We start from the raw sequence: 18,721 nt of genomic DNA, 5'->3' as shown, positions 1-18,721 counted from the left end.
CTTCAGCCTCTGCCGCGCCGGCGCAGCATGTCGGCCAGCACAGTCGCCAGGATCAGCAGGCCGATCACGGCGCGCAGCCAGTAGGCCGAGACGTTGACGAAGATCAGGGCCGATCCGATGGTGGCGAACAGGATGGTCGCCAGCGTCGAGCCGATGACCGTGCCCGAGCCGCCGAGGATCGACACGCCGCCAATGACAGCCGCGGTGATGACGGTCAGTTCGAGATTTGGCGGCACCGTCGACTGGATGACCTGCAGCTGCGTGGCGAACAGGATGGTGGCCAGGCCGGCAAAGGCGCCATGGATGACGAAGACGGCGACGGTGCGGCGCGCGATCGGAATGCCTGTGGCAAGGGCTGCCTCGGCATTGCCGCCGATGGCATAGAGCGAGCGGCCGAAGGCGGTGTAGCGCATCCAGAAGGCGGCAAGCAGCGTCAACACGACCATGAACACGAGCGGCACGGGCAGGCCAAGGATCTGCTTCTGTGCGATAAGATAGTCGGGCGGCAGGTCGGTGATCCAGGTGCCGCCTGTGACGCTGATCAGGCCGCCGCGCAGGATTGACAGCGCACCGAGCGTCACGACGATGGATGGAATTCGGGCATAGGCGACAAGCACGCCGATGACGGCGTTGACCGCCATGCCGACCAGCACGGGCGCCAGCCAGGCGAACCAGATCGGATAGCCCGCAACCGCAAGCGAGCCCGAAATCGTCGCCAGCACGCCGATCAGGGCGCCGACCGAGACGTCGATGTTGCCGGTGACGATGACCATCGCCATGCCGATGGCGGCAACCGCGATGTAGGCGTTGCCGGAGAAGATGGTGGTCAGGTTGTTGGCGCTTATGAAGCGCGGATTGACCATCGTCACCACGGCAAACAGGACGACGATGGCGGCAAGCACCACGACCTCCTGGCCGTATTCGGCGAAAAGCCGCTTGAAGAAGCCCGGGCGTGCGGGGACCGAGCGCGAACGGGCGGTCGCTTCGACTGTCGTCGTCATCATGCCGCCTCCCCGGTGCGATGCGCGGTCATGGCAGTGCCGACCCGTTCGGGCGTGGCGTCTGCGCGGTCGATTTCGCCGGTGATGCGGCCGCCGCTCATCACCAGGACGCGATCGCTCATGCCGAGCACTTCCGGCAGTTCGCTCGAAATCATGATGACGGCCACGCCCTGCTTCACCAGCTCTCCCATGATCGTGTGGATTTCGGCCTTGGCGCCGACATCGACGCCGCGCGTCGGCTCGTCGAGGATCAGCACCTTCGGCATGGTCTCCAGCCACTTGGCGATGACCACCTTCTGCTGGTTGCCGCCCGAGAGCTCGCCGACCGGCTGGCCGATGTTGCGGCAGCGGATGCTGAGCCGCTTGACCGCGTCGAGCGCACGCTGCGCCTCCTCGCCGGCCTTGATGAAGATGCCCGACGACAGCCGCTCGATGGTCGCCATCGACACGTTCTTGCGGATGGCCATGGACTTCACGAGGCCCTGCAGGCTGCGGTCTTCCGGCACATAGGCGATGCCGAGGTCGCGCGCCTGGCGCGGCGAGGCGATGCGAACCGCCCGGCCCTCCATCTCGATCTCGCCTGACGTTGCCGGCGTCATGCCGAACAGCGTCAGCGCCAGCTCGGTGCGGCCGCTGCCAACGAGACCGGCAATGCCGAGGATTTCACCGCGCCTGAGCTCGAAGGAGATATCGCGGACATGACGGCCGTGATTGAGGTTCTTCACCCGAAGCACGGTGTCGCCGATCGTTGCCTGCGCCTTCGGGAACAGGCTCTCGATCGAGCGGCCGACCATCATCGCGACAAGCTGGTTCTCGTCGACCTCGCCGATATCCTTCGTCGCGACGTGGGCGCCGTCGCGCAGCACGGTCACCCGGTCGGCCAGCGCGAATATCTCGGGCATGCGATGGCTGACATAGACGATGCCGACGCCGCGCTCGCGCAGTTGCCGAATGATCGCCATGAGCCGCTGCACGTCCGACTCGACCAGAGATGCGGTCGGTTCGTCCATGATCAGGATGCGGGCGTTCTTGCTGAGCGCCTTGGCGATCTCGACGCGCTGGCGCTGGGCGACGGACAGGCTGAGCACCTTGGCATCGACATCGAGGTCGAAGGTGTCGAGCTGGTCGAGCAGGTCGCGCGTGCGGCGGCGCACTTCAGCCCAGTCGATGATGCCGGCGCCCGTGCGCGGGTAGTTGCCCAGGAACACGTTCTCGGCCACCGACAGCTCGGGGAAGAGCAGCAGCTCCTGGTAGACGGTGGCGATGCCGGCCGCGCCCGCATCGCGGGTCGAGGAGAACTTCACGTCATGCCCGTCGACCGTGATGGTGCCGGCGTCGGGCGTGTAGAGACCCGACATCATCTTGATGAGCGTCGACTTGCCGGCGCCGTTTTCGCCGAGGAGCGCATGCACTTCGCCGGGACGAACGTCGAAGCTTACCTCTTTCAGCACCTTTACGCCGCCGAAGGACTTGGACATGCCAGTGAGGCTGACATAGGCAGTCGAACTGCTCATCGGCTCGCCTCCTGCGCATCAGGCTTCGCCGCCCGGGCAGCGGCTCGCGCGCCTTCGGCCAGTTCGCGCCAACGAGCACGATAGGCGTCGAGACCGGGAATGTGGCTCGCCGACACCGGAACTGTCTCGTCCTGGAACGGCTTGAGACCGAGCGCCTTGAAGGCAAGCGCCGCAGCGCCGGTTGCCGAGCCTTCGCTCATCGTCGAGCGCACGACCGACTGTGTCGGGCGCAGCTGCGCCAGCATGGCGGTGAAGAGATCGATCTTCGCCAGCCCGCCGTCGACCACGAGGAGATTTTCCGACTTGATCAGGTCGAGCGACAGGTCGGTCATCATCGCGACATAGAGGGCAGCGACCGCCGCGCGCGCTTCGCCGCTGACCTCGCCGCCGACGATATGCCCTTTCGTCTCGGGAAAAGGCCCGCCCGCCGCCCAGGACGGCATGGCGAAAACGCCGCGCTCCATCACGCGCTCGACCGCCGCCTGCGAAATCGGCTTGTTCCATCCTTCGCTGATCAGATCGTACTCGCGCCCGCCCATGAAGCGCAGCGACGGCGCCGGCTCGCCATTGACCGTGACATTGGCGATCATGTCGCGCTCTTGGTCGAGCGCGCCGAGCGGGCAGTCGAGGTTGATGATGATGACCCAGGTGCCTGTCGAGACCAGCGTGAAATCGCTCAGCCCGGTCATGCGGTAGTAGGCCAGTGCCGCGTTGGAATCGTGCACGCCATTGTGCACGGCAATGGCGAGGGTGCCGCCATCGAGCATGGCCACGTGAGTCTCACCGACGACGGCGCCGGCGGGGGCGATCGCCGGGAACCTGTCACGCCAGCCGAGCCGCTCTACCAGCGAGCTGAAGTCGCGATTCAGCGGCGCCCAAAGCTGGCTGTGTGCACCGAGATAGGACCATTCCGCGAGTTTTTTGCCGCAGAACCGCCAGACCCAGTATTGCGGATAGCAGAGGATCGCCTCGGTGACGGCGAAGACCTCGGGCGCCTCGGTCTGCAGCCAATAGATGTGACGGGCGATGGAGAAGCCCAAAGGCAGCCACGGCGTATACGTCTCGGAGAAGTCAGGCAGGATCGGGTCGATCGCACGGGCCACCGTTTCCGGAACCTCCTGCTCGTAGTCGAGGATTGGATGCAGCAGTTCATTGCCGCGCACGAGGGCAAAGGCGCATCCGTGAGCGGAGATCATCATCCGCGTCACTCCATGGGCGACGGCGACGTCTGCAAGCTCATGGTTCATCCAGCCGAAAAGGCGCTCGTCGTCGAGCACGCTGCGGCCGCGGAAATCATGCCAGACCGGCTTGGTGCGGCGCTCGTCGAGCAACGTGCCGTCAGCCGAGAACACGAACAGCTTGGAGTTCGTCTTGCCGAGATCGAAGACCGCTAGCGCCCCGCTCATGCCCCGCCCCCGTTAGACGCGATGCGCAGGGCGATACCCGCGCTTTCGAGCATCTTGGCGTGTTGGTCGGAGAGACCGTCGTCGGTGATGACCATCGCCAGCCGCGTCAGCGGCAGCGCGATATTGCGGGCGTGGATCGAGAACTTGCGGCTGTCGGCCAGCACGACGATCTGGTCGGCGTTGCGGCTCAGTTCCTGGATCGAGCGCACCATCAGCGGATGCGATTCAAGCAGGCCATCGGGGCTGATACCCTGCGCGCCCAGGAAGAACTTCGAGGCATAGAAGTTGATCGGCTGCGACGGCGAGTAGATGACCCTGGGCTCGCGATGCAGCTCGCCGCCGGCAAGCGTCAGTGTGCATTTGCCGTGCTCGCCGAGATAACCGGCCAGAGGCATGGAGTTGGTGAACAGGCGGACATTGCGGTCTGCCAGCTTGACGCCGAGGTGGAAGCAGGTCGAGCCGCCATTGACGATGACCGCATCGCCATCGGCAACCATTGTCGCGGCAAGTTCGGCGATCAGCCGCTTGGGCTCGACGGCCAGGTCGCGGTTTTCGTCATAAGGACGTGCAAAGGCAGTGCCCTGTGCTGCGCCATCGAGTGCGGAGATGCCGCCATAGACCTTGCGGGCGCCGCCGGCCTCATCGATCTTGTCGATATCGCGCCGCACGGTGGCTGCGGAGACGCCCAGATGCTCCTGCAGATCGCGCACCGACGCAAAGGGCCGGTCACGCAAAAGCTCGACGATCTGCCGTTGGCGGACCAGGTCGTTCACGAAAACACCTCCCAGGCTTCGCAAAAAGGCTGTGCCATGAGTTAACTTACGCAAATCGATTTGATGCGCAAGCGAATTGTGACGCAAATTGCTCATATCACGCTGCAACTAGATCATACTGCGGCGCACAATGATCGAGTTCAATCTTTTTGCGATTGACAAACCGCATGGCTTGGCCTGAATTACCGCCAAAAGAGAGCGGCGCCAGTTGTCTCGCGCCGGGAGGAATCCGACATGCTCGACACCAACTCCACGCGGCTTGCAAATCTGTGGGACGACGCCAAGTCGGCCGCCATGAGCGAGCCGGAGCGTCTGGTCTATCGCTCCAACATCCTGGGCTCGGACAAGCGCGTCACCAACTATGGTGGCGGCAACACCTCGTCCAAGATCATGCAGAAGGACCCGCTGACGGGTGGCGAGGTCGAGGTGCTTTGGGTCAAGGGATCGGGCGGCGACAGCGCATCGATCAAGCTCGACGGTTTCGCCACCCTTTACATGGACAAGCTGAGGGCGCTGAAGGGGCTCTATCGCGGCCTCGCGCATGAGGACGAGATGGTCGGCTACCTGCCGCACTGCACCTTCAACCTCAATCCGCGCGCGGCCTCCATCGACACGCCCCTTCATGCCTATGTTCCAAGGGCTTACGTCGACCACATGCATCCCGACGCGATCATCGCGATCGCGGCTGCGAAGGATTCAAAGGCCCTGACCGCGAAGATCTTCGGCGAAGAGATCGGCTGGCTGCCGTGGAAGCGGCCGGGCTTCGAGCTCGGCCTGTGGCTGGAGAAATTCTGCCAGGAGAATCCTGATGCCAAGGGCGTGGTGCTCGAGAGCCATGGCCTGTTCACCTGGGGCGACACGCCCAAGGAGTGCTACACAACCACCATCGATACCATCAACAAGGCGATCGGCTGGTTCGAGCAGGCCACCAAGGGCCAGCGGGCTTTCGGCGGCGCTGCGGCAAAGTCGCTGCCGGCTGCCGAGCGCCGAGCGATCGCAGCGCGGCTGATGCCCCGCATCCGCGGCTTGATTTCGCAGCAGGGCGTGCGCAAGCTCGGTCATTTCGACGACAGCGACGCGGTGCTGGAATTCGTCAATTCGCACCGCCTGCGCGATCTTGCGGCGCTTGGCACCTCCTGCCCCGACCACTTCCTGCGCACCAAGATCAGGCCGCTGGTGATCGACTTCGATCCGGCAAAACCCGACATCGATGCCGTTGTCGCGGCACTGCCCAAGGCGCTCGACGACTACCGCGCCGGCTACCAGGCCTACTACGACCGCAGCAAGCATGCGGATTCGCCGGCGGTGCGCGATCCCAACGCCGTGGTCTACCTGATGCCCGGCGTCGGCATGTTCACCTTCGCCGCCGACAAGGCTACGGCCAGGATTTCGGGTGAATTCTACGTCAACGCCATCAACGTCATGCGCGGCGCCTCGTTGGTGTCGACCTATGTCGGCTTGCCCGAGCAGGAAGCCTTCGACATCGAGTACTGGCTGCTCGAGGAGGCCAAGCTGCAGCGCATGCCCAAGCCCAAGTCGCTGGCCGGGCAGATCGCCTTCGTCACTGGCGGCGCCGGCGGCATCGGCAAGGCAACCGCCGTCCGCCTGCTGCGCGAGGGCGCCTGCGTAATGATCGCCGACATCGACGCCCCCGCCTTGGCCGCTGCCAACGAGGAACTGGGCAAGGTCTTCGGCAAGGATTTCGTGCGGCCGGTGCAGCTCGACGTCACCGACGAGTCCGGCGTCGCCTCGGCCTATGTCCAAAGTGCCGTCGAATTCGGCGGCGTCGACATCCTGGTCTCGAACGCCGGCATCTCGTCGTCCGCGCCGATCGAGGACACGGAACTCTCCATGTGGAACCGCAACATGGACATCCTCGCCAAGGGCTATTTCCTGGTGTCGCGCGAGGCCTTCCGCACCTTCAAGCAGCAGCAGCTCGGCGGCAACATCGTCTTCATCGCCTCGAAGAACGGTCTGGCAGCCTCACCCAACGCGGCCGCCTACTGCACCGCCAAAGCGGCCGAAATCCATCTCGCCCGCTGCCTGGCGCTGGAAGGCGCTGACCATCAGATCCGGGTCAACACCGTCAACCCCGACGCCGTGCTGCGCGGCTCCAAGATCTGGACCGGCGAATGGCGCGAACAACGCGCCGCTGCCTATGCGATGCAGCCGGACGAACTCGAGGAGCACTATCGCAAGCGCTCGATGCTGAAACGCTCGGTGTTCCCGGAAGACATCGCCGAGGCGGTCTATTTCCTCGCTTCCGACATGTCGGCCAAGTCGACCGGCAACATCATCAACGTCGACGCCGGCAACGCGCAGAGCTTTACGCGCTGAGGGCGAACTAAGCCTGCATCGCAGCGGAACCGACCTGTCCACTGCGCGCCCGCTCCCACCTTTTCGACTACATTGTCCCAAAAAGCCCGGTCCCAGCCGGGCTTTTCCTCTACACTGGGATCGAACCGCCGCTTCGCGGCGGCATTGGCCATCCAGCGAGAGGACAGGACGTGGAAGACAGGGACACGCGGCGGCTCGAAATGGTCGTGCTGATGACGCCGGAAATGGCCAATTTCAGCGGCAAGGTGCATGGCGGGGCCTTGCTCAATCTGCTCGACCGCGTCGCCTTCTCCTGTGCCTCGCGCTACTCGAACAAATACGCGGTGACGCTCTCCGTGGACCAGGTGGTGTTCCGGGAGCCGATCAATGTCGGCGAACTGGTCACTTTCCGCGCGTCCGTCAATTTCGCTGGCCGCACTTCGATGGAAATTGGCATCCACGTGGAAGCCGAGAACATCCGCTCAGGCCAGCGGCGCCACACCAACTCCTGCTACTTCACGATGGTGGCCGTGGACGACGACGGCCGCCCCTCGCAAGTGCCGCCCTTCGTTCCGTCGACCGACATCGACCGAAGGCGACATCGCGCGGCAGAGCTGCGCCGGGAACTACGCAGGGAGTTCGAAGCGCGCTTCCGGGCCGCGGCAACGGCCGACCCGAGCTAGCCGGCGAAAGAATCTGCTGTCAGGTTCACGATCTGTGCGGCATTACACCGCTCTGCCCGCGCAGCGCCTCGGCCGACTGGCGCACCACCTCGGAAATCTGCATCAGCTGGTCGGCGAGCGGGCTCGCCTTGCGCCAGATCATGCCGATGGTGCGCGATGGCTGCGGGCTCTTGAAGCGGGCGACCGAGACCGAGGCCGACAGCGTCTCGACCGGCACCGCCATTTCGGGGATCAGCGTGACGCCGATGCCGGCGCCGACCATCTGCACCAGCGTCGACAGCGAGCTTCCGTCGAGCAGCTCGCGCGGGCGGGCCGAATGCAGGTTGCAGAACGACAGCGCCTGCTCGCGGAAGCAATGGCCCTCCTCGAGCAGCAAAAGCCGCATCTCGCGCAGCATCTCGCGGTCAGGCACCGGCTTGCCAGCGTCCTCGCCGGGGCGGACGAGGACAAAATTCTCCTCGAACAGCGCGACCTCGGTCAGCGACGGTTCGGACACAGGCAGGGCGACGATCGCCGTGTCGAGCCGACCCTCGCCCAGCTCATGGATGAGCTTCTGCGTCTGGGTTTCGCGGACATGGATGTCCAGCCCGTCATGCAAGCGGGTGAGGTTGCCGATGATGGTGGGCAAAAGATACGGCGCGACCGTCGGGATGACGCCGATGCGCAGCCGCCCGACAAGCCTCTCCCGCGAGGCGCGGGCGAGGTCCTCAAGTTCATCGACCGAGCGCAGGATGTCGCGGACGCGGGCAGCGAACTCCTCGCCGAAGCTGGTGAGACGGACCTGGCGGGCGCTGCGCTCGAACAGCTCGGAACCGAGATTTTCCTCGAGATCCTTGATCTGCACCGACATGGCCGGCTGCGAGATGGCGCAGGCATCGGCCGCGCGGCCGAAATGGCTGTGCCGCGCCAGCGCCTCGAAATATCGAAGCTGCTTGAGCGTCAGATATAGCATAACCTTGCCTTATCGCTGCAATCAGGAAATCCAACTTTAGATAATGAAAGGCGTTTGGTACAGATTTGATGTGGAAGGCAAGGAGGAGCCGTGTCACGATCCCCAGGCATCGCGACCGTTGGCGATGCGCGGCTTGCTGGTGCCTCCAAGGCATCAGGCAAGGCCGCGCTGTTTCGCATCGCTTCCATGGCGCCTTCCACGGAGGCCTGCAGACGGCAGGACCATTCCACGTAGCCACGTGCGGCCATGACCCGGCCGCCTCGGACATTCGTGTCCGGCAGTTCAACCAACGCAGCCACGACCGGAGACCAAGATGGATACCAAGACTGAGACGAGCGCTGGCAAGTGCCCTGTCGCGCACAAGCCAACCGGCACGGGCAATCGCGACTGGTGGCCGAACCAGCTGGACCTCAGCGTCCTGCACCAGCATTCGAGCCTCTCCGACCCGATGGGCGAGGCCTTCGACTACGCCAAGGAATTCGAGAGCCTCGACCTCGACGCCGTCGTCAAGGACCTGACCGCGCTGATGACGGATTCGCAGGACTGGTGGCCGGCCGACTTCGGCCATTACGGCCCGCTGTTCATCCGCATGGCCTGGCACAGCGCCGGCACCTACCGGATCGGCGACGGGCGCGGCGGCGCAGGCGCAGGCCAGCAGCGTTTTGCCCCGCTCAACAGCTGGCCGGACAACGTCAACCTCGACAAGGCCCGCCGCCTGCTGTGGCCGATCAAGCAGAAATACGGCCGCAAGATCTCCTGGGCCGACCTGATGATCCTGACCGGCAACGTCGCGCTCGAATCGATGGGCTTCAAGACCTTCGGCTTCGCCGGCGGCCGCGCCGACGTGTGGGAGCCCGAGCAGGACATCTACTGGGGCAAGGAAGGCAAGTGGCTGGCCGACGAGCGCTACAGCGGCGACCGGGAACTCGAAGGTCCGCTGGCCGCCGTGCAGATGGGCCTGATCTACGTCAATCCCGAGGGCCCGAACGGCAATCCGGACCCGCTCGCCGCCGCGCGCGACATCCGCGAGACCTTCGCCCGCATGGCCATGGACGACGAGGAAACCGTCGCCCTGATCGCCGGCGGCCACACCTTCGGCAAGACCCACGGCGCCGGCGACGCCGCCAATGTGGGTGCAGAGCCTGAGGCGGCCGACATCGAGCTGCAGGGCCTGGGCTGGCACAACAGCTTCGGCACCGGCAAGGGCGGCGACACCATCGGTTCCGGCCTGGAAGTGACCTGGACGACGACGCCGACCAAGTGGGGCAATAACTTCTTCTGGAACCTGTTCGGCTATGAATGGGAGCTGACCAAGAGCCCGGCCGGCGCCCACCAGTGGACGCCCAAGCACGGCATGGGTGCGAACACCGTGCCGGACGCGCATGACGCTTCCAAGCGCCATGCGCCAGCGATGCTGACCACCGATCTGTCGCTGCGCTTCGACCCGGCCTACGAGAAGATCTCGCGCCGCTTCCTCGAGAACCCGGACCAGTTCGCCGACGCCTTCGCCCGCGCCTGGTTCAAGCTGACCCACCGTGACATGGGCCCGCTGGCCCGCTATCGCGGCAAGCTGGTGCCGAAGGAAGAGCTGATCTGGCAGGACCCGATCCCGGCCGTCGACCACGAGCTGGTCAACGATGCCGATGTCGCCGCCCTCAAGGCCAAGATCCTCGGCTCGGGCCTTTCAGTGTCTCAGCTGGTCTCCACTGCCTGGGCCTCTGCCTCGACCTTCCGCGGTTCGGACATGCGTGGCGGCGCCAACGGTGCGCGCATTCGCCTTGCCCCGCAGAAGGACTGGGCCGTCAACCAGCCTGCCGAGCTGGCCTCGGTGCTGGACAAGCTCGAAGCGATCAGGACGGACTTCAACGCCGCACAGTCGGGCAGCAAGAAGGTGTCGCTGGCCGACCTGATCGTTCTCGGCGGTGCCGCAGCAATTGAGAAGGCAGCCAAGGATGCCGGCAACGAGGTGAAGGTGCCCTTCACGCCAGGCCGCATGGACGCCTCGCAGGAGCAGACCGACGTCTCGTCCTTCGCCCCGCTCGAGCCTGCGGCCGACGGCTTCCGCAATTATTCGAACGGCAGGCAGCGCCTGTCGGCAGAAGAGAACCTCGTCGACCGGGCACAGCTGCTGAAGCTGACCGCGCCCGAGCTAACGGTGCTCGTCGGCGGCCTGCGCGTGCTCGGCGCCAATGCCGGCGGCTCGGCCCATGGCGTCTTCACCGCCCGTCCGGGCACGCTCTCCAACGACTTCTTCGCCAACCTGCTCGACATGGGCACGGTGTGGAAGGCGACGTCGGAGGCCAAGGACGTGTTCGAAGGCCGCGACCGCAACAGCGGCGAGGTCAAGTGGACCGCAACCCGCGTCGACCTCCTGTTCGGCTCGCACTCGCAACTGCGCGCGCTGGCCGAGGTCTACGGCTCGTCCGATGCCGGCGGCAAGTTCGCCAGGGATTTCGTGGCGGCGTGGAACAAGGTCATGAACGCAGACCGCTTCGACATCGCCTGACCCCGGTACAACGGCGCCTGACGCGGCCGATTCTCGGCCGCGTCGGAGCATCTTGCCCGCCATGCAGCACGAAACCTACCGGCAGACCGAAGTTCTCGCGCCGGCGGCGGCATGGAACCAAGTCACATCTGATCGTTGTACGGTTCCTTCATTTGACCGACTTGGCGAGCAAGCGATGAGAACGACGGTACGTTCACTAGCTGGGAGCGATTGGCCAGTTCCAGCAATCTTATCGGAAAGTTGATGGCGTCCCTGTTCGACGGGGACATGCCTTCCGACCGGTCCTCGGCAGTCTCGGTCGCCTCGACCTTTCGCAAGGCGACATCGATTTCCGGGCGCGTCAGCACTCCCTTGTCGACGAGCAGGCGATTGATTGCGGCGACGGCCATGAGCAGGCCTTCGAGTTGCAGGTTGGCGACGTTCATTGTGCTTCCTCCTTCAGCCGAGCTGGCAACGCACGACCAGTTGATCCGTGCCCGACCATCCGCTCAATGAAGCTATCCGTAGCGGACCTTGCGAGGAAACCCCCGCCGGCAGCTTGGTAGCAACCGGTGCATACGTTGCAGGGCGCACGAACAACCACATGCAGGCCTGCCGGTTCCAGCAAACTCGCCACTATGAACAGAGCTGTTGACGTAGCGTCAACATCACTTGCACCATCGGGTCGGGCCGCTATAGCTTGCCTCCCGGGCAGGCGGCCAGGCAACATATTTTGGGAGAATGTAATGACCGCCACCGAAGCCAATGACGGCTTGGTTGAGCTTACCGCCGATCTTGTGACGGCCTATGTTTCTAACAATCAGATACCGACCACGGTCCTTCCCGAGCTGATAAGCGACGTCCACGCAGCTATCGCGCGGCTGCGGACAAAGAAAGGCGACCCGAACGAGCATTCCGCCGTTTCCGTCGGTAGACCCGCAGTTCCCGTCAACGCGTCCATTCAGCATGATCATCTGATCTGCCTGGAGGACGGCAAGAAATACAAATCCCTGCGTCGTCACCTGCGCGAGGAGCACGGCCTGACATTTGAAGGCTATCGGGAGCGCTGGAATTTGCCGGAGAACTATCCCTCGGTTGCCGCCGCGCATAGTGCAAAGCGATCGGAACTCGCAAAGACGAGTGGACTGGGAAAGAAGCGCAAGACAAAGCAACGCAGCTGAACGCCACACCTATGCGGGCGGACGCTTGCCCAGCGGAACGTTTACCAGTCTAGGCTAGCATGGTCGATGTTCCCGAACTCCGAGAGGTCTGCCGTCGTGCCGGCAGGCCTCTCCCTTGATCTCAGCCCATCCCACCACGGCCAGCCCCCTCAACTGCCGAGTGCCTTGAGCCATTCTTCAAAGGAAGAGGCCTTCTCGTGCCTGGCAGGCGAAACAGGATGGGCAGCAGGCGGCAACAGCGCCGCATTCCGACATTCGCGGGGGCTGTAGCCGAACTCCTTGCTGAAGGCGCGGCTGAAGTTGGCTGCCGAACTGAACCCGACGGCTTCGCCGATGGCGACAATGCGCCGGCTGTCGGTCGGATCACTGAGCGCCACGTGAGCCGCCATCAGCCGCCGGCCTTGTATGTAGTGGAGAACGCCGCCACTCGGTTCGAACAGCTGGTAGAGGCGCGTGCGCGACACGCCGAGCGCCCGGCACATCGAATCCGGCGTCAGGTTGGCCGCATGCAGATTGTGGTGAACATATCGGCGCGCGCGCTCTATGAGCGCGACACCCGCCAATTGTTCTGCGGCCGCAGCGTGTTCCGCTGGAGGCGCCAGGCAGGCAACGATCATGCTGCGCGTGGCATGCACGATGCGGGGCAGGTCTTCGGCCGTGAGGCTGCGCAGTCTTGCCTCGATGCTGTTGACGTAGTCGACCAGGAGATTGGCGAGGTTGCCCGACAGAATGGAATTGTTTTGTGCGTCAAGGGTTGCCGCTGCATCACTGAACAGATCGCGCGGCAAGTAAAGAACGAGGCTCCTGGAATCCGTCGTTCGCCCGCGAAACGGGTGACCCAGAGATCTGATCTCCAATCTTTCCGGCGCGCATTCCGCGACCCTGCCATCGACCTCCGTCCACGACTGGCCGGAATGCCGCAAGACAAGATGCCAGTGATCGATCGAACTGGACCGAAGCTTCGCAGCAGAACGCACGTAGCTATGTGCCGGTGCGCACTGCTGGACGATCAGCATGCCAATGAGGTTCCAGGCTATGTGGTCGGCCGGGAAACCGTCGTCCGGCGATCTGTCGTCTGGCAGCCTGACTTCGACAAGCGGTGACATATGCGCCTGCCAGGCGGCAAATTGATCCTCCGAAGCCAGTTCACGCGTTGAAAACGACAAAGGTTCAAGCACCGGCGCAAGTGACGGAGCAGCCTCATCGTCACGTTGCACATCGCGTGGCCAGCGACGTCGATCGCCGTCGAGTGGCGGCGCCGGCCTCGCCATTGCCTCGTCTTGCCTCTTGGCGTCCCCGTCGCCTGGTGCCATATCGAGTTCCGGTATGTCCATGCCTTCAAAAGCATGTGGTGCTTCGCGGGCATATGGCAAGACTTCACGGTTGATATGGCCCTTTTGAGAGGCCGGCGATCACACTGACCTGCGGCGTGAGAAATGCACTCCCGGACAAGTATCCGGATGCGACGCTAACGACTCCCCGAAGCCTTTGGGCGTATTCACTCAGGTATGGCGGATGCGTGGCTGAGGAGGTCCCGAAATGAATGCAAGGATCAAAGGAGAAGCTCGTCGTAAGATCATTCTTGACGGATACGTCAAGAATGAACCTCTGAAGGATATTGCGGCCAGGATCGGATGTTCTCTGGCAAGTCTGAAGGTCAGCGCCAGCAAGCTTGGCTGCACTCGAACCTACAAGGACGCGGCCGCATTTCGGCGCGGCTTCCACGTCCCGGAAGACAAACGAGCTGATTACTATCAACTGATGGTATATGGCGGGTATAGCGCCCATGAGTGCGCAGAGATTTTGGGGTTGTTGACGGCCAAGCTGCCAAGCACGGGAAACACGGGCTGCGAGACTGAGTTCCAGGATTCGACGGCGCCGAAAGCAGACGCTTGCACGCCGGCATGCACCCCGGGCGCGAGCCGCTCGTTCGACGATGGATCGGTCAGGCGCGGCCGTTCGACCCGAGTCGTTCGCAACGGCTCAGGTGCTACGCGGCATTTTTGATCCGGGAGCTCGCGTCAACCCGATGACGCCGAGCAAGGCTCGATCAATTCCGTATATCATGCGACTTTGATACCGGTTCCGGACATGCGCGACCGGTCATGGCGGACTGTACGCCATGACCGGTCGCCGCACCCTCAAGCAACCGGTGCGCGCTCGCAGATCAGCTTCAGCCAGGGGCCCGCGTGGAAGCAGCTCATCAGCAGGTACATCGTGACCATCCCGCTCAACGGCGAAGCGTCCGTGGCCGGGCAGATCATTTCTACTGCGCTGCCGGCGTGGATGCCACTCAGCAGCGCCATCGTGGCGAAGGTTGGCGCTGCCGCCAGCGCCAACCAATCTGGCAACCCGAAAGCTGAAGGGTCCTGGCTGGGCGCCTCTTCGCCGCCGAACTTGTCGCAACAGGCCCGGCTCATGGCTTCGCGCCCGCATTCTGCTCTCGGAAGGCTGCCTCTCCGGCATCCGACACCTCGACCCACTTCTTGTCGGGCGCTGCGTCTGCGACGTAGCTGTCATGCCAGTTCCACCACTTGTAGGTCGGGGTCTGGGGATAACCCTCGGGCGAGTCCTCCCAGGCCTCCTGCCGGCCCAGTGGCGTGATATCGAGGTAGTTCCAGGTATTCCCCATCTGCTCGTCGCCGCGATTGTTGAGGAAGTAGGTGCGGAACACCCGGTCGCCGTCGCGGTAGAACACGTTCGTGCCGTGCCACTCGTCCACGCCGAAATCGGCATCGAAGCCGTCCGTGATGGTGAACCAAGGGATCTCCCAGCCCATCCGCGCCTTCAACCGCGCGATATCCGCCTGCGGCGCCCGCGAGATAAAGACGAGGGTGGTGTCGCGGGCGTTCAGGTGGGCGACGTGGGCCACCTGGTCGGCCACCATGGAGCAACCACGGCACGCACGGTCGGGCCAGCCGTAGACCCCGGGCTCGAAGAAGGCCCGGTAGACGATCAGCTGGCGCCGGCCGTCGAACAGGTCGAGCAGGCTGGCCTTGCCCGCAGGCCCCTTGAAGGCATAGGCCCGCTCCACGGCCATCCACGGCATGCGCCGGCGCTCGGCCGCCAGTGCGTCCCGGGCGCGGCTTTGGGCTTTTTCCTTCACAAGCAGCTGCTTGCGGGCATCTTCCCACGCCTGCGGCGACACGACCGGTGGCGTATGCATGGCAGTCTGACTGCCTTTCCGTCCGTTCTCGGCTGATGTAGTCATGGCTTTGGACCTCCTGGGTTTAGCGACTTCCCGCGCCTCACGGCTGAAGCGCGTTTCCCGTTTGCGCCTCATCGCTTTGTCGGCGTCGAGACAGATCTGGCACTGGAAGATCGAAGGGTGGGAGTAACAAGTGTGACGGGATTGCCATGGACTCGCTGATCACGGCCGCCGCACACTCGCTTGCCGTGGGCGATCCCCTCCTCGCATTGAAGAGGATCGCGCTGCGCGACGATGCACCCGCCCTTGCGCTGCGCGGCATCGCAATGGCGCAGCTCGGCGATCTCGGTCGAGCGAAGGAGCTTCTCAGGCGAGCCGCCCGCGCATTCGGGCAGAAGGACTCGGTCGCGCGTGCGCGGTGCGTGGTCGCCGAAGCTGAGATCGCGTTGGTATCGCGCGACCTCACCTGGCCTGCCAAGGCGCTCGATGCGGCACGGACAATGCTCGAACGACGCGGCGATCGCATCAATGCCGCACACGCAGGCGTTCTCGCAGCCCGCCGCCTCCTGCTGATCGGCCGTCTCGATGAGGCCGGGCGCCTGCTTTCCGAAGTTGATCCCGCGCCGCTCTCGCCCGCACTGAGAGCCGCCTACGAGCTGGCGGCGGCGGGGATCGCAATCCGGCACCTGAGGACGAAAGAGGCACGCGCAGCGCTACGCAGAGCCGAGTATGAGGCGCAGGCGGCCGGCATTCCGGCATTGATGGCGGAGGTGGAAAGCGTCTCACTGCTGCTGACGCAGCCGGCAGCGCGTGCCGTCGCGCGCGGACAAGAGCGTTTTCTCATCCTGGAGGAGGTCGAGGCGCTGCTGGCTTCGGACGCCTTCGTCATAGACGCCTGCCGCAACGTAGTGAGGGGCGGCGGGACGACGGTCTCGCTTGCGACACGCCCGGTGCTGTTTTCCCTTGCGCGAGTGCTGGCCGAGGGGTGGCCCGCGGACGTCACGCGGGAAGCGCTCGTCAGGCGCACCTTCCGGGCGAAGCATGCGGATGAATCGCACCGTGCCCGACTTCGGGTGGAAGTCGGGCGGCTACGTGCGGAACTTGGAACACTCGCTGAGGTGAATGCGACGGACCGGGGCTTCGCACTGTCGCCGCGATTTGCGGCCGAGGTCGTCGTGCTGGCTCCAAGCGCCGAAGAGCAGCATGCCGAAGTTCTCGCCTTGCTCGCGGACGGAGAAGCCTGGTCGAGCTCGGCCCTGGCGATCGCTCTTGGTATCAGCCCGCGCGGCGTACAGCGTGCGCTCGAGCAGCTTTCGAACTCAAGCAAGGTGCAGTCCTTCGGGCGCGGGCGCGCACGCCGATGGATGACACCGCCCGTGCCAGGGTTCCCGACAACACTGTTACTCCCCGGTCCGCTGCCGAGCGGCTAGGATCTGGGCTGACTTATGGTTCCATGGGTATGAGCAGATGAAACACGCCAACGCTGAAATCCTTCAGGAATACGGCCCCTTTCCCGGCGTCAACCACGTGGGCGGCGTCACCTTTGACGGCCGCCACGTCTGGTTTGCATCCGGCAACAGGCTGAACGCCCTCGACCCCGCCAGCGGCACGATAGTCCGCACCATCGATGTAGCCGCGCACGCTGGAACGGCCTTCGACGGTCGGTACCTGTTTCAGATCGCCGAGGACCGCATCCACAAGATCGATCCGGAAACCGGCAACGTCCTCTCCAGCATCCCCGCACCAGGAGGCGGTGGCGATTCAGGCCTTGCCTGGGCGGAAGGGACGCTGTGGGTCGGACAACATCGCGGCCGCAAGATCCATCAGGTCGACCCCGATACGGGCATCGTTCTCCGCACCATCGAGTCCAACCGCTTCGTCACCGGCGTGAGCTGGGTGGACGGCGAACTCTGGCACGCCACCTGGGACGGTGACGGGAGCGATGTGCGGCGGATCGATCCCGACACCGGAAGGGTCCTGGAGATGCTCGATATGCCGCCAGATGTGGGGGTATCGGGGCTGGAATCCGATGGCGGCGAGCAGTTCTTCTGCGGCGGTGGAAACAGCGGACGGGTAAGGGCCATCCGACGCCCGCACGGGACCAGGTGACGGCCGATACTCCCAACGCGCACCGGCGCCGTGTCCGGGCCGACGGCCCAGAAAAAAGCTTGGTTCCCCGGCAGCGCCACCATGCAGATCGTGCCGGCTTCTCAGCCGGAGGTCGAACAATCGGCATGCTCGGCCAGCCCGTCCTCGCCCAGTCGGCCAAAGTCTTGCAAGGAAACGCACGCTGCCGGACCTTCTAGATCGTTCGGCAGCGGCTTCATTCGTCCTTTCGGACGATGGCAGCGTTCGTGAAAGCGTCGGTTTGAACTGCTCGGACGAAGAAGTGCTCGGGAAGGTCTGCACACTCTTTGACGCGACGATGCTGGAACCTGTTGATCGGTTCGCACGGGAACAGTATCCATTTTGTCGACAAGGAGAAGAATATGACCAAGAAAGAAAAGGCTGGTGTTCCCGAACGCAAGCGCGGCTCGGGCGTGAAGGTGGTCTACGACCTTCTGCGCGACGAGATTCTCGATCTCGTGCTGCTGCCGGGCAGCCCGATCGACGAGGTGCAGTTGGCCGAGCGGTTCAAGATGTCGCGCACGCCCATCCGTGAGGCGCTGGTGCGGCTGGCTGGCGAGGGTCTGATCGATACGCTGCCCAACCGCTCGACCATGGTGTCGAACATCGACTTTCTCAACATGCATACCTATTTCGACGCTCTGGTGCTGATGTACCGCGTGACGACGCGCCTTGCCGCGCAGCACCACCGCGCCGAGGACCTCAAGATCATCCGCGCCCACCAGGCCGAGTTCGCAGCCGCCGTTCAGGCCCAGGACGCACTCGCGATGATCGCCACCAATGCGGCGCTGCACCAGGCGATCTCGGAGGCCGGGCGCAATCCCTATTTCACCAGCCTGTTCAACCGCCTGCTCGACGAGGGGCGGCGTATCCTCAGGCTCTATTACCAGTCTTATGAAGACCGGCTGCCGCAGCGTTTCGTCGACGAGCACGAGGACATGATCGCCATGATCGCCGCCCGCGACGTCGACGCCGCCGACCGGCTGGCCAAGGCCCATGCCGAGCAGATCGTGCACCAGATCCAGAAGCTGTTCACCCGCGACCAGAGGCTTGAAGTGGCATTGTGAGATCGCTGTCGATTTCTTGTCGACAAATAAAATGCAAAGCGTATAATCAGCGGCGAGGGCACTGATAC

The 18,721-nt window shown here is 64.2% G+C and carries 17 protein-coding genes; 8 read left to right on the top strand and 9 right to left on the bottom strand.

What is annotated here, in order from left to right; genetic code table 11:
- Window positions 1-2: 2 nt before the first annotated feature.
- The 4 genes from AmiPiv_RS09235 to AmiPiv_RS09220 are packed head-to-tail and all read right to left on the bottom strand — an operon-like array spanning window position 3 to window position 4,694.
- Window positions 3-1,004: an ABC transporter permease gene (locus tag AmiPiv_RS09235; RefSeq protein ID WP_340037091.1), complete on the bottom strand. Its 1,002-nt coding sequence runs from the start codon at window positions 1,002-1,004 to the stop codon at window positions 3-5.
- Entirely contained in the window at window positions 1,001-2,515 is a 1,515-nt protein-coding gene (locus AmiPiv_RS09230; protein WP_340037090.1) for a sugar ABC transporter ATP-binding protein, read from the bottom strand. Before AmiPiv_RS09230 ends, AmiPiv_RS09235 begins: the two co-directional genes overlap by 4 nt.
- Window positions 2,512-3,921, bottom strand: coding sequence for an FGGY-family carbohydrate kinase (locus AmiPiv_RS09225; RefSeq protein ID WP_340037089.1), 1,410 nt, complete (start codon window positions 3,919-3,921; stop codon window positions 2,512-2,514). The genes AmiPiv_RS09230 and AmiPiv_RS09225 overlap by 4 nt, the downstream gene beginning before the upstream one ends.
- Complete coding sequence (locus AmiPiv_RS09220; protein ID WP_340037088.1) at window positions 3,918-4,694, bottom strand: DeoR/GlpR family DNA-binding transcription regulator; 777 nt, start codon at window positions 4,692-4,694, stop codon at window positions 3,918-3,920. Before AmiPiv_RS09220 ends, AmiPiv_RS09225 begins: the two co-directional genes overlap by 4 nt.
- Before the next feature lie 234 nt (window positions 4,695-4,928).
- On the opposite strand from AmiPiv_RS09220, the gene AmiPiv_RS09215 reads away from it, so the two are divergent.
- Both AmiPiv_RS09215 and AmiPiv_RS09210 read left to right on the top strand, forming a co-directional pair.
- The gene (locus tag AmiPiv_RS09215; RefSeq protein ID WP_340037087.1) at window positions 4,929-7,031 is read left to right on the top strand and encodes a bifunctional rhamnulose-1-phosphate aldolase/short-chain dehydrogenase; all 2,103 of its coding nucleotides are present in this window, start codon (window positions 4,929-4,931) and stop codon (window positions 7,029-7,031) included.
- A gap of 200 nt (window positions 7,032-7,231) precedes the next feature.
- A complete protein-coding gene (locus AmiPiv_RS09210; RefSeq protein WP_340037086.1) occupies window positions 7,232-7,693 on the top strand; it encodes an acyl-CoA thioesterase in 462 nt (153 codons plus the stop codon).
- A gap of 25 nt (window positions 7,694-7,718) precedes the next feature.
- Here AmiPiv_RS09210 and AmiPiv_RS09205 read toward each other — a convergent pair whose 3' ends face one another.
- Window positions 7,719-8,645, bottom strand: coding sequence for a LysR substrate-binding domain-containing protein (locus AmiPiv_RS09205; protein ID WP_340037085.1), 927 nt, complete (start codon window positions 8,643-8,645; stop codon window positions 7,719-7,721).
- A gap of 313 nt (window positions 8,646-8,958) precedes the next feature.
- Between AmiPiv_RS09205 and katG the strand changes: the two genes are divergently transcribed.
- Window positions 8,959-11,151 carry a catalase/peroxidase HPI gene (gene katG / locus AmiPiv_RS09200; protein WP_340037084.1) on the top strand — a complete coding sequence of 731 codons (2,193 nt, stop codon included), beginning with the start codon at window positions 8,959-8,961 and terminating at the stop codon, window positions 11,149-11,151.
- Between the two features lie 122 nt (window positions 11,152-11,273).
- Here the strand turns inward: katG and AmiPiv_RS09195 are convergent, their stop codons facing one another.
- On the bottom strand, window positions 11,274-11,576 hold the full coding sequence (locus AmiPiv_RS09195) for a hypothetical protein (protein ID WP_340037083.1): 303 nt from the start codon (window positions 11,574-11,576) through the stop codon (window positions 11,274-11,276).
- A gap of 300 nt (window positions 11,577-11,876) precedes the next feature.
- On the opposite strand from AmiPiv_RS09195, the gene AmiPiv_RS09190 reads away from it, so the two are divergent.
- On the top strand, window positions 11,877-12,311 hold the full coding sequence (locus tag AmiPiv_RS09190) for a MucR family transcriptional regulator (RefSeq protein WP_340037082.1): 435 nt from the start codon (window positions 11,877-11,879) through the stop codon (window positions 12,309-12,311).
- A 149-nt stretch (window positions 12,312-12,460) separates the two neighbouring features.
- On the opposite strand, the gene AmiPiv_RS09185 is transcribed toward AmiPiv_RS09190, so the two are convergent.
- Window positions 12,461-13,624 (bottom strand): helix-turn-helix domain-containing protein, encoded by a 1,164-nt coding sequence (locus AmiPiv_RS09185; protein ID WP_340037081.1) that lies wholly within the window; start codon window positions 13,622-13,624, stop codon window positions 12,461-12,463.
- Window positions 13,625-13,850: 226 nt separating this feature from the next.
- On the opposite strand from AmiPiv_RS09185, the gene AmiPiv_RS09180 reads away from it, so the two are divergent.
- A complete protein-coding gene (locus AmiPiv_RS09180; protein ID WP_340037080.1) occupies window positions 13,851-14,318 on the top strand; it encodes a hypothetical protein in 468 nt (155 codons plus the stop codon).
- A gap of 134 nt (window positions 14,319-14,452) precedes the next feature.
- Here AmiPiv_RS09180 and AmiPiv_RS09175 read toward each other — a convergent pair whose 3' ends face one another.
- Entirely contained in the window at window positions 14,453-14,731 is a 279-nt protein-coding gene (locus tag AmiPiv_RS09175) for a hypothetical protein (RefSeq protein ID WP_340037078.1), read from the bottom strand.
- Window positions 14,728-15,522: a DUF899 domain-containing protein gene (locus AmiPiv_RS09170; RefSeq protein ID WP_340037077.1), complete on the bottom strand. Its 795-nt coding sequence runs from the start codon at window positions 15,520-15,522 to the stop codon at window positions 14,728-14,730. Before AmiPiv_RS09170 ends, AmiPiv_RS09175 begins: the two co-directional genes overlap by 4 nt.
- Before the next feature lie 146 nt (window positions 15,523-15,668).
- On the opposite strand from AmiPiv_RS09170, the gene AmiPiv_RS09165 reads away from it, so the two are divergent.
- From AmiPiv_RS09165 to AmiPiv_RS09155, 3 genes are all read left to right on the top strand, one after another.
- On the top strand, window positions 15,669-16,889 hold the full coding sequence (locus AmiPiv_RS09165) for a helix-turn-helix domain-containing protein (protein WP_340037076.1): 1,221 nt from the start codon (window positions 15,669-15,671) through the stop codon (window positions 16,887-16,889).
- Between the two features lie 37 nt (window positions 16,890-16,926).
- Entirely contained in the window at window positions 16,927-17,568 is a 642-nt protein-coding gene (locus AmiPiv_RS09160) for a Vgb family protein (RefSeq protein WP_340037075.1), read from the top strand.
- 380 nt (window positions 17,569-17,948) lie between these two features.
- Complete coding sequence (locus AmiPiv_RS09155) at window positions 17,949-18,653, top strand: GntR family transcriptional regulator (RefSeq protein ID WP_340037074.1); 705 nt, start codon at window positions 17,949-17,951, stop codon at window positions 18,651-18,653.
- The last annotated feature ends 68 nt before the right edge of the window (window positions 18,654-18,721 follow it).

Origin of the sequence: Aminobacter sp. Piv2-1, assembly GCF_037625995.1 — a bacterium.
Classification (GTDB): Bacteria; Pseudomonadota; Alphaproteobacteria; order Rhizobiales; family Rhizobiaceae; genus Aminobacter.
The sequence above is the reverse complement of the archived record's forward strand: the minus strand, read 5'-3'. Positions and strand labels throughout refer to the sequence as shown.

Bases quoted from the DNA above. Each gene is read 5' to 3' on its own strand.
- AmiPiv_RS09195 (WP_340037083.1), bottom strand. From the start codon at position 11,576: ATGAACGTCGCCAACCTGCAACTCGAAGGCCTGCTCATGGCCGTCGCC.
- AmiPiv_RS09190 (WP_340037082.1), top strand. From the start codon at position 11,877: ATGACCGCCACCGAAGCCAATGACGGCTTGGTTGAGCTTACCGCCGAT.
- AmiPiv_RS09155 (WP_340037074.1), top strand. From the start codon at position 17,949: ATGACCAAGAAAGAAAAGGCTGGTGTTCCCGAACGCAAGCGCGGCTCG.
- AmiPiv_RS09215 (WP_340037087.1), top strand. From the start codon at position 4,929: ATGCTCGACACCAACTCCACGCGGCTTGCAAATCTGTGGGACGACGCC.
- AmiPiv_RS09170 (WP_340037077.1), bottom strand. From the start codon at position 15,522: ATGACTACATCAGCCGAGAACGGACGGAAAGGCAGTCAGACTGCCATG.
- AmiPiv_RS09205 (WP_340037085.1), bottom strand. From the start codon at position 8,645: ATGCTATATCTGACGCTCAAGCAGCTTCGATATTTCGAGGCGCTGGCG.
- AmiPiv_RS09180 (WP_340037080.1), top strand. From the start codon at position 13,851: ATGAATGCAAGGATCAAAGGAGAAGCTCGTCGTAAGATCATTCTTGAC.
- AmiPiv_RS09230 (WP_340037090.1), bottom strand. From the start codon at position 2,515: ATGAGCAGTTCGACTGCCTATGTCAGCCTCACTGGCATGTCCAAGTCC.
- AmiPiv_RS09185 (WP_340037081.1), bottom strand. From the start codon at position 13,624: ATGGCACCAGGCGACGGGGACGCCAAGAGGCAAGACGAGGCAATGGCG.
- katG (WP_340037084.1), top strand. From the start codon at position 8,959: ATGGATACCAAGACTGAGACGAGCGCTGGCAAGTGCCCTGTCGCGCAC.
- AmiPiv_RS09165 (WP_340037076.1), top strand. From the start codon at position 15,669: ATGGACTCGCTGATCACGGCCGCCGCACACTCGCTTGCCGTGGGCGAT.
- AmiPiv_RS09160 (WP_340037075.1), top strand. From the start codon at position 16,927: ATGAAACACGCCAACGCTGAAATCCTTCAGGAATACGGCCCCTTTCCC.
- AmiPiv_RS09210 (WP_340037086.1), top strand. From the start codon at position 7,232: ATGGTCGTGCTGATGACGCCGGAAATGGCCAATTTCAGCGGCAAGGTG.
- AmiPiv_RS09235 (WP_340037091.1), bottom strand. From the start codon at position 1,004: ATGATGACGACGACAGTCGAAGCGACCGCCCGTTCGCGCTCGGTCCCC.
- AmiPiv_RS09225 (WP_340037089.1), bottom strand. From the start codon at position 3,921: ATGAGCGGGGCGCTAGCGGTCTTCGATCTCGGCAAGACGAACTCCAAG.
- AmiPiv_RS09175 (WP_340037078.1), bottom strand. From the start codon at position 14,731: ATGAGCCGGGCCTGTTGCGACAAGTTCGGCGGCGAAGAGGCGCCCAGC.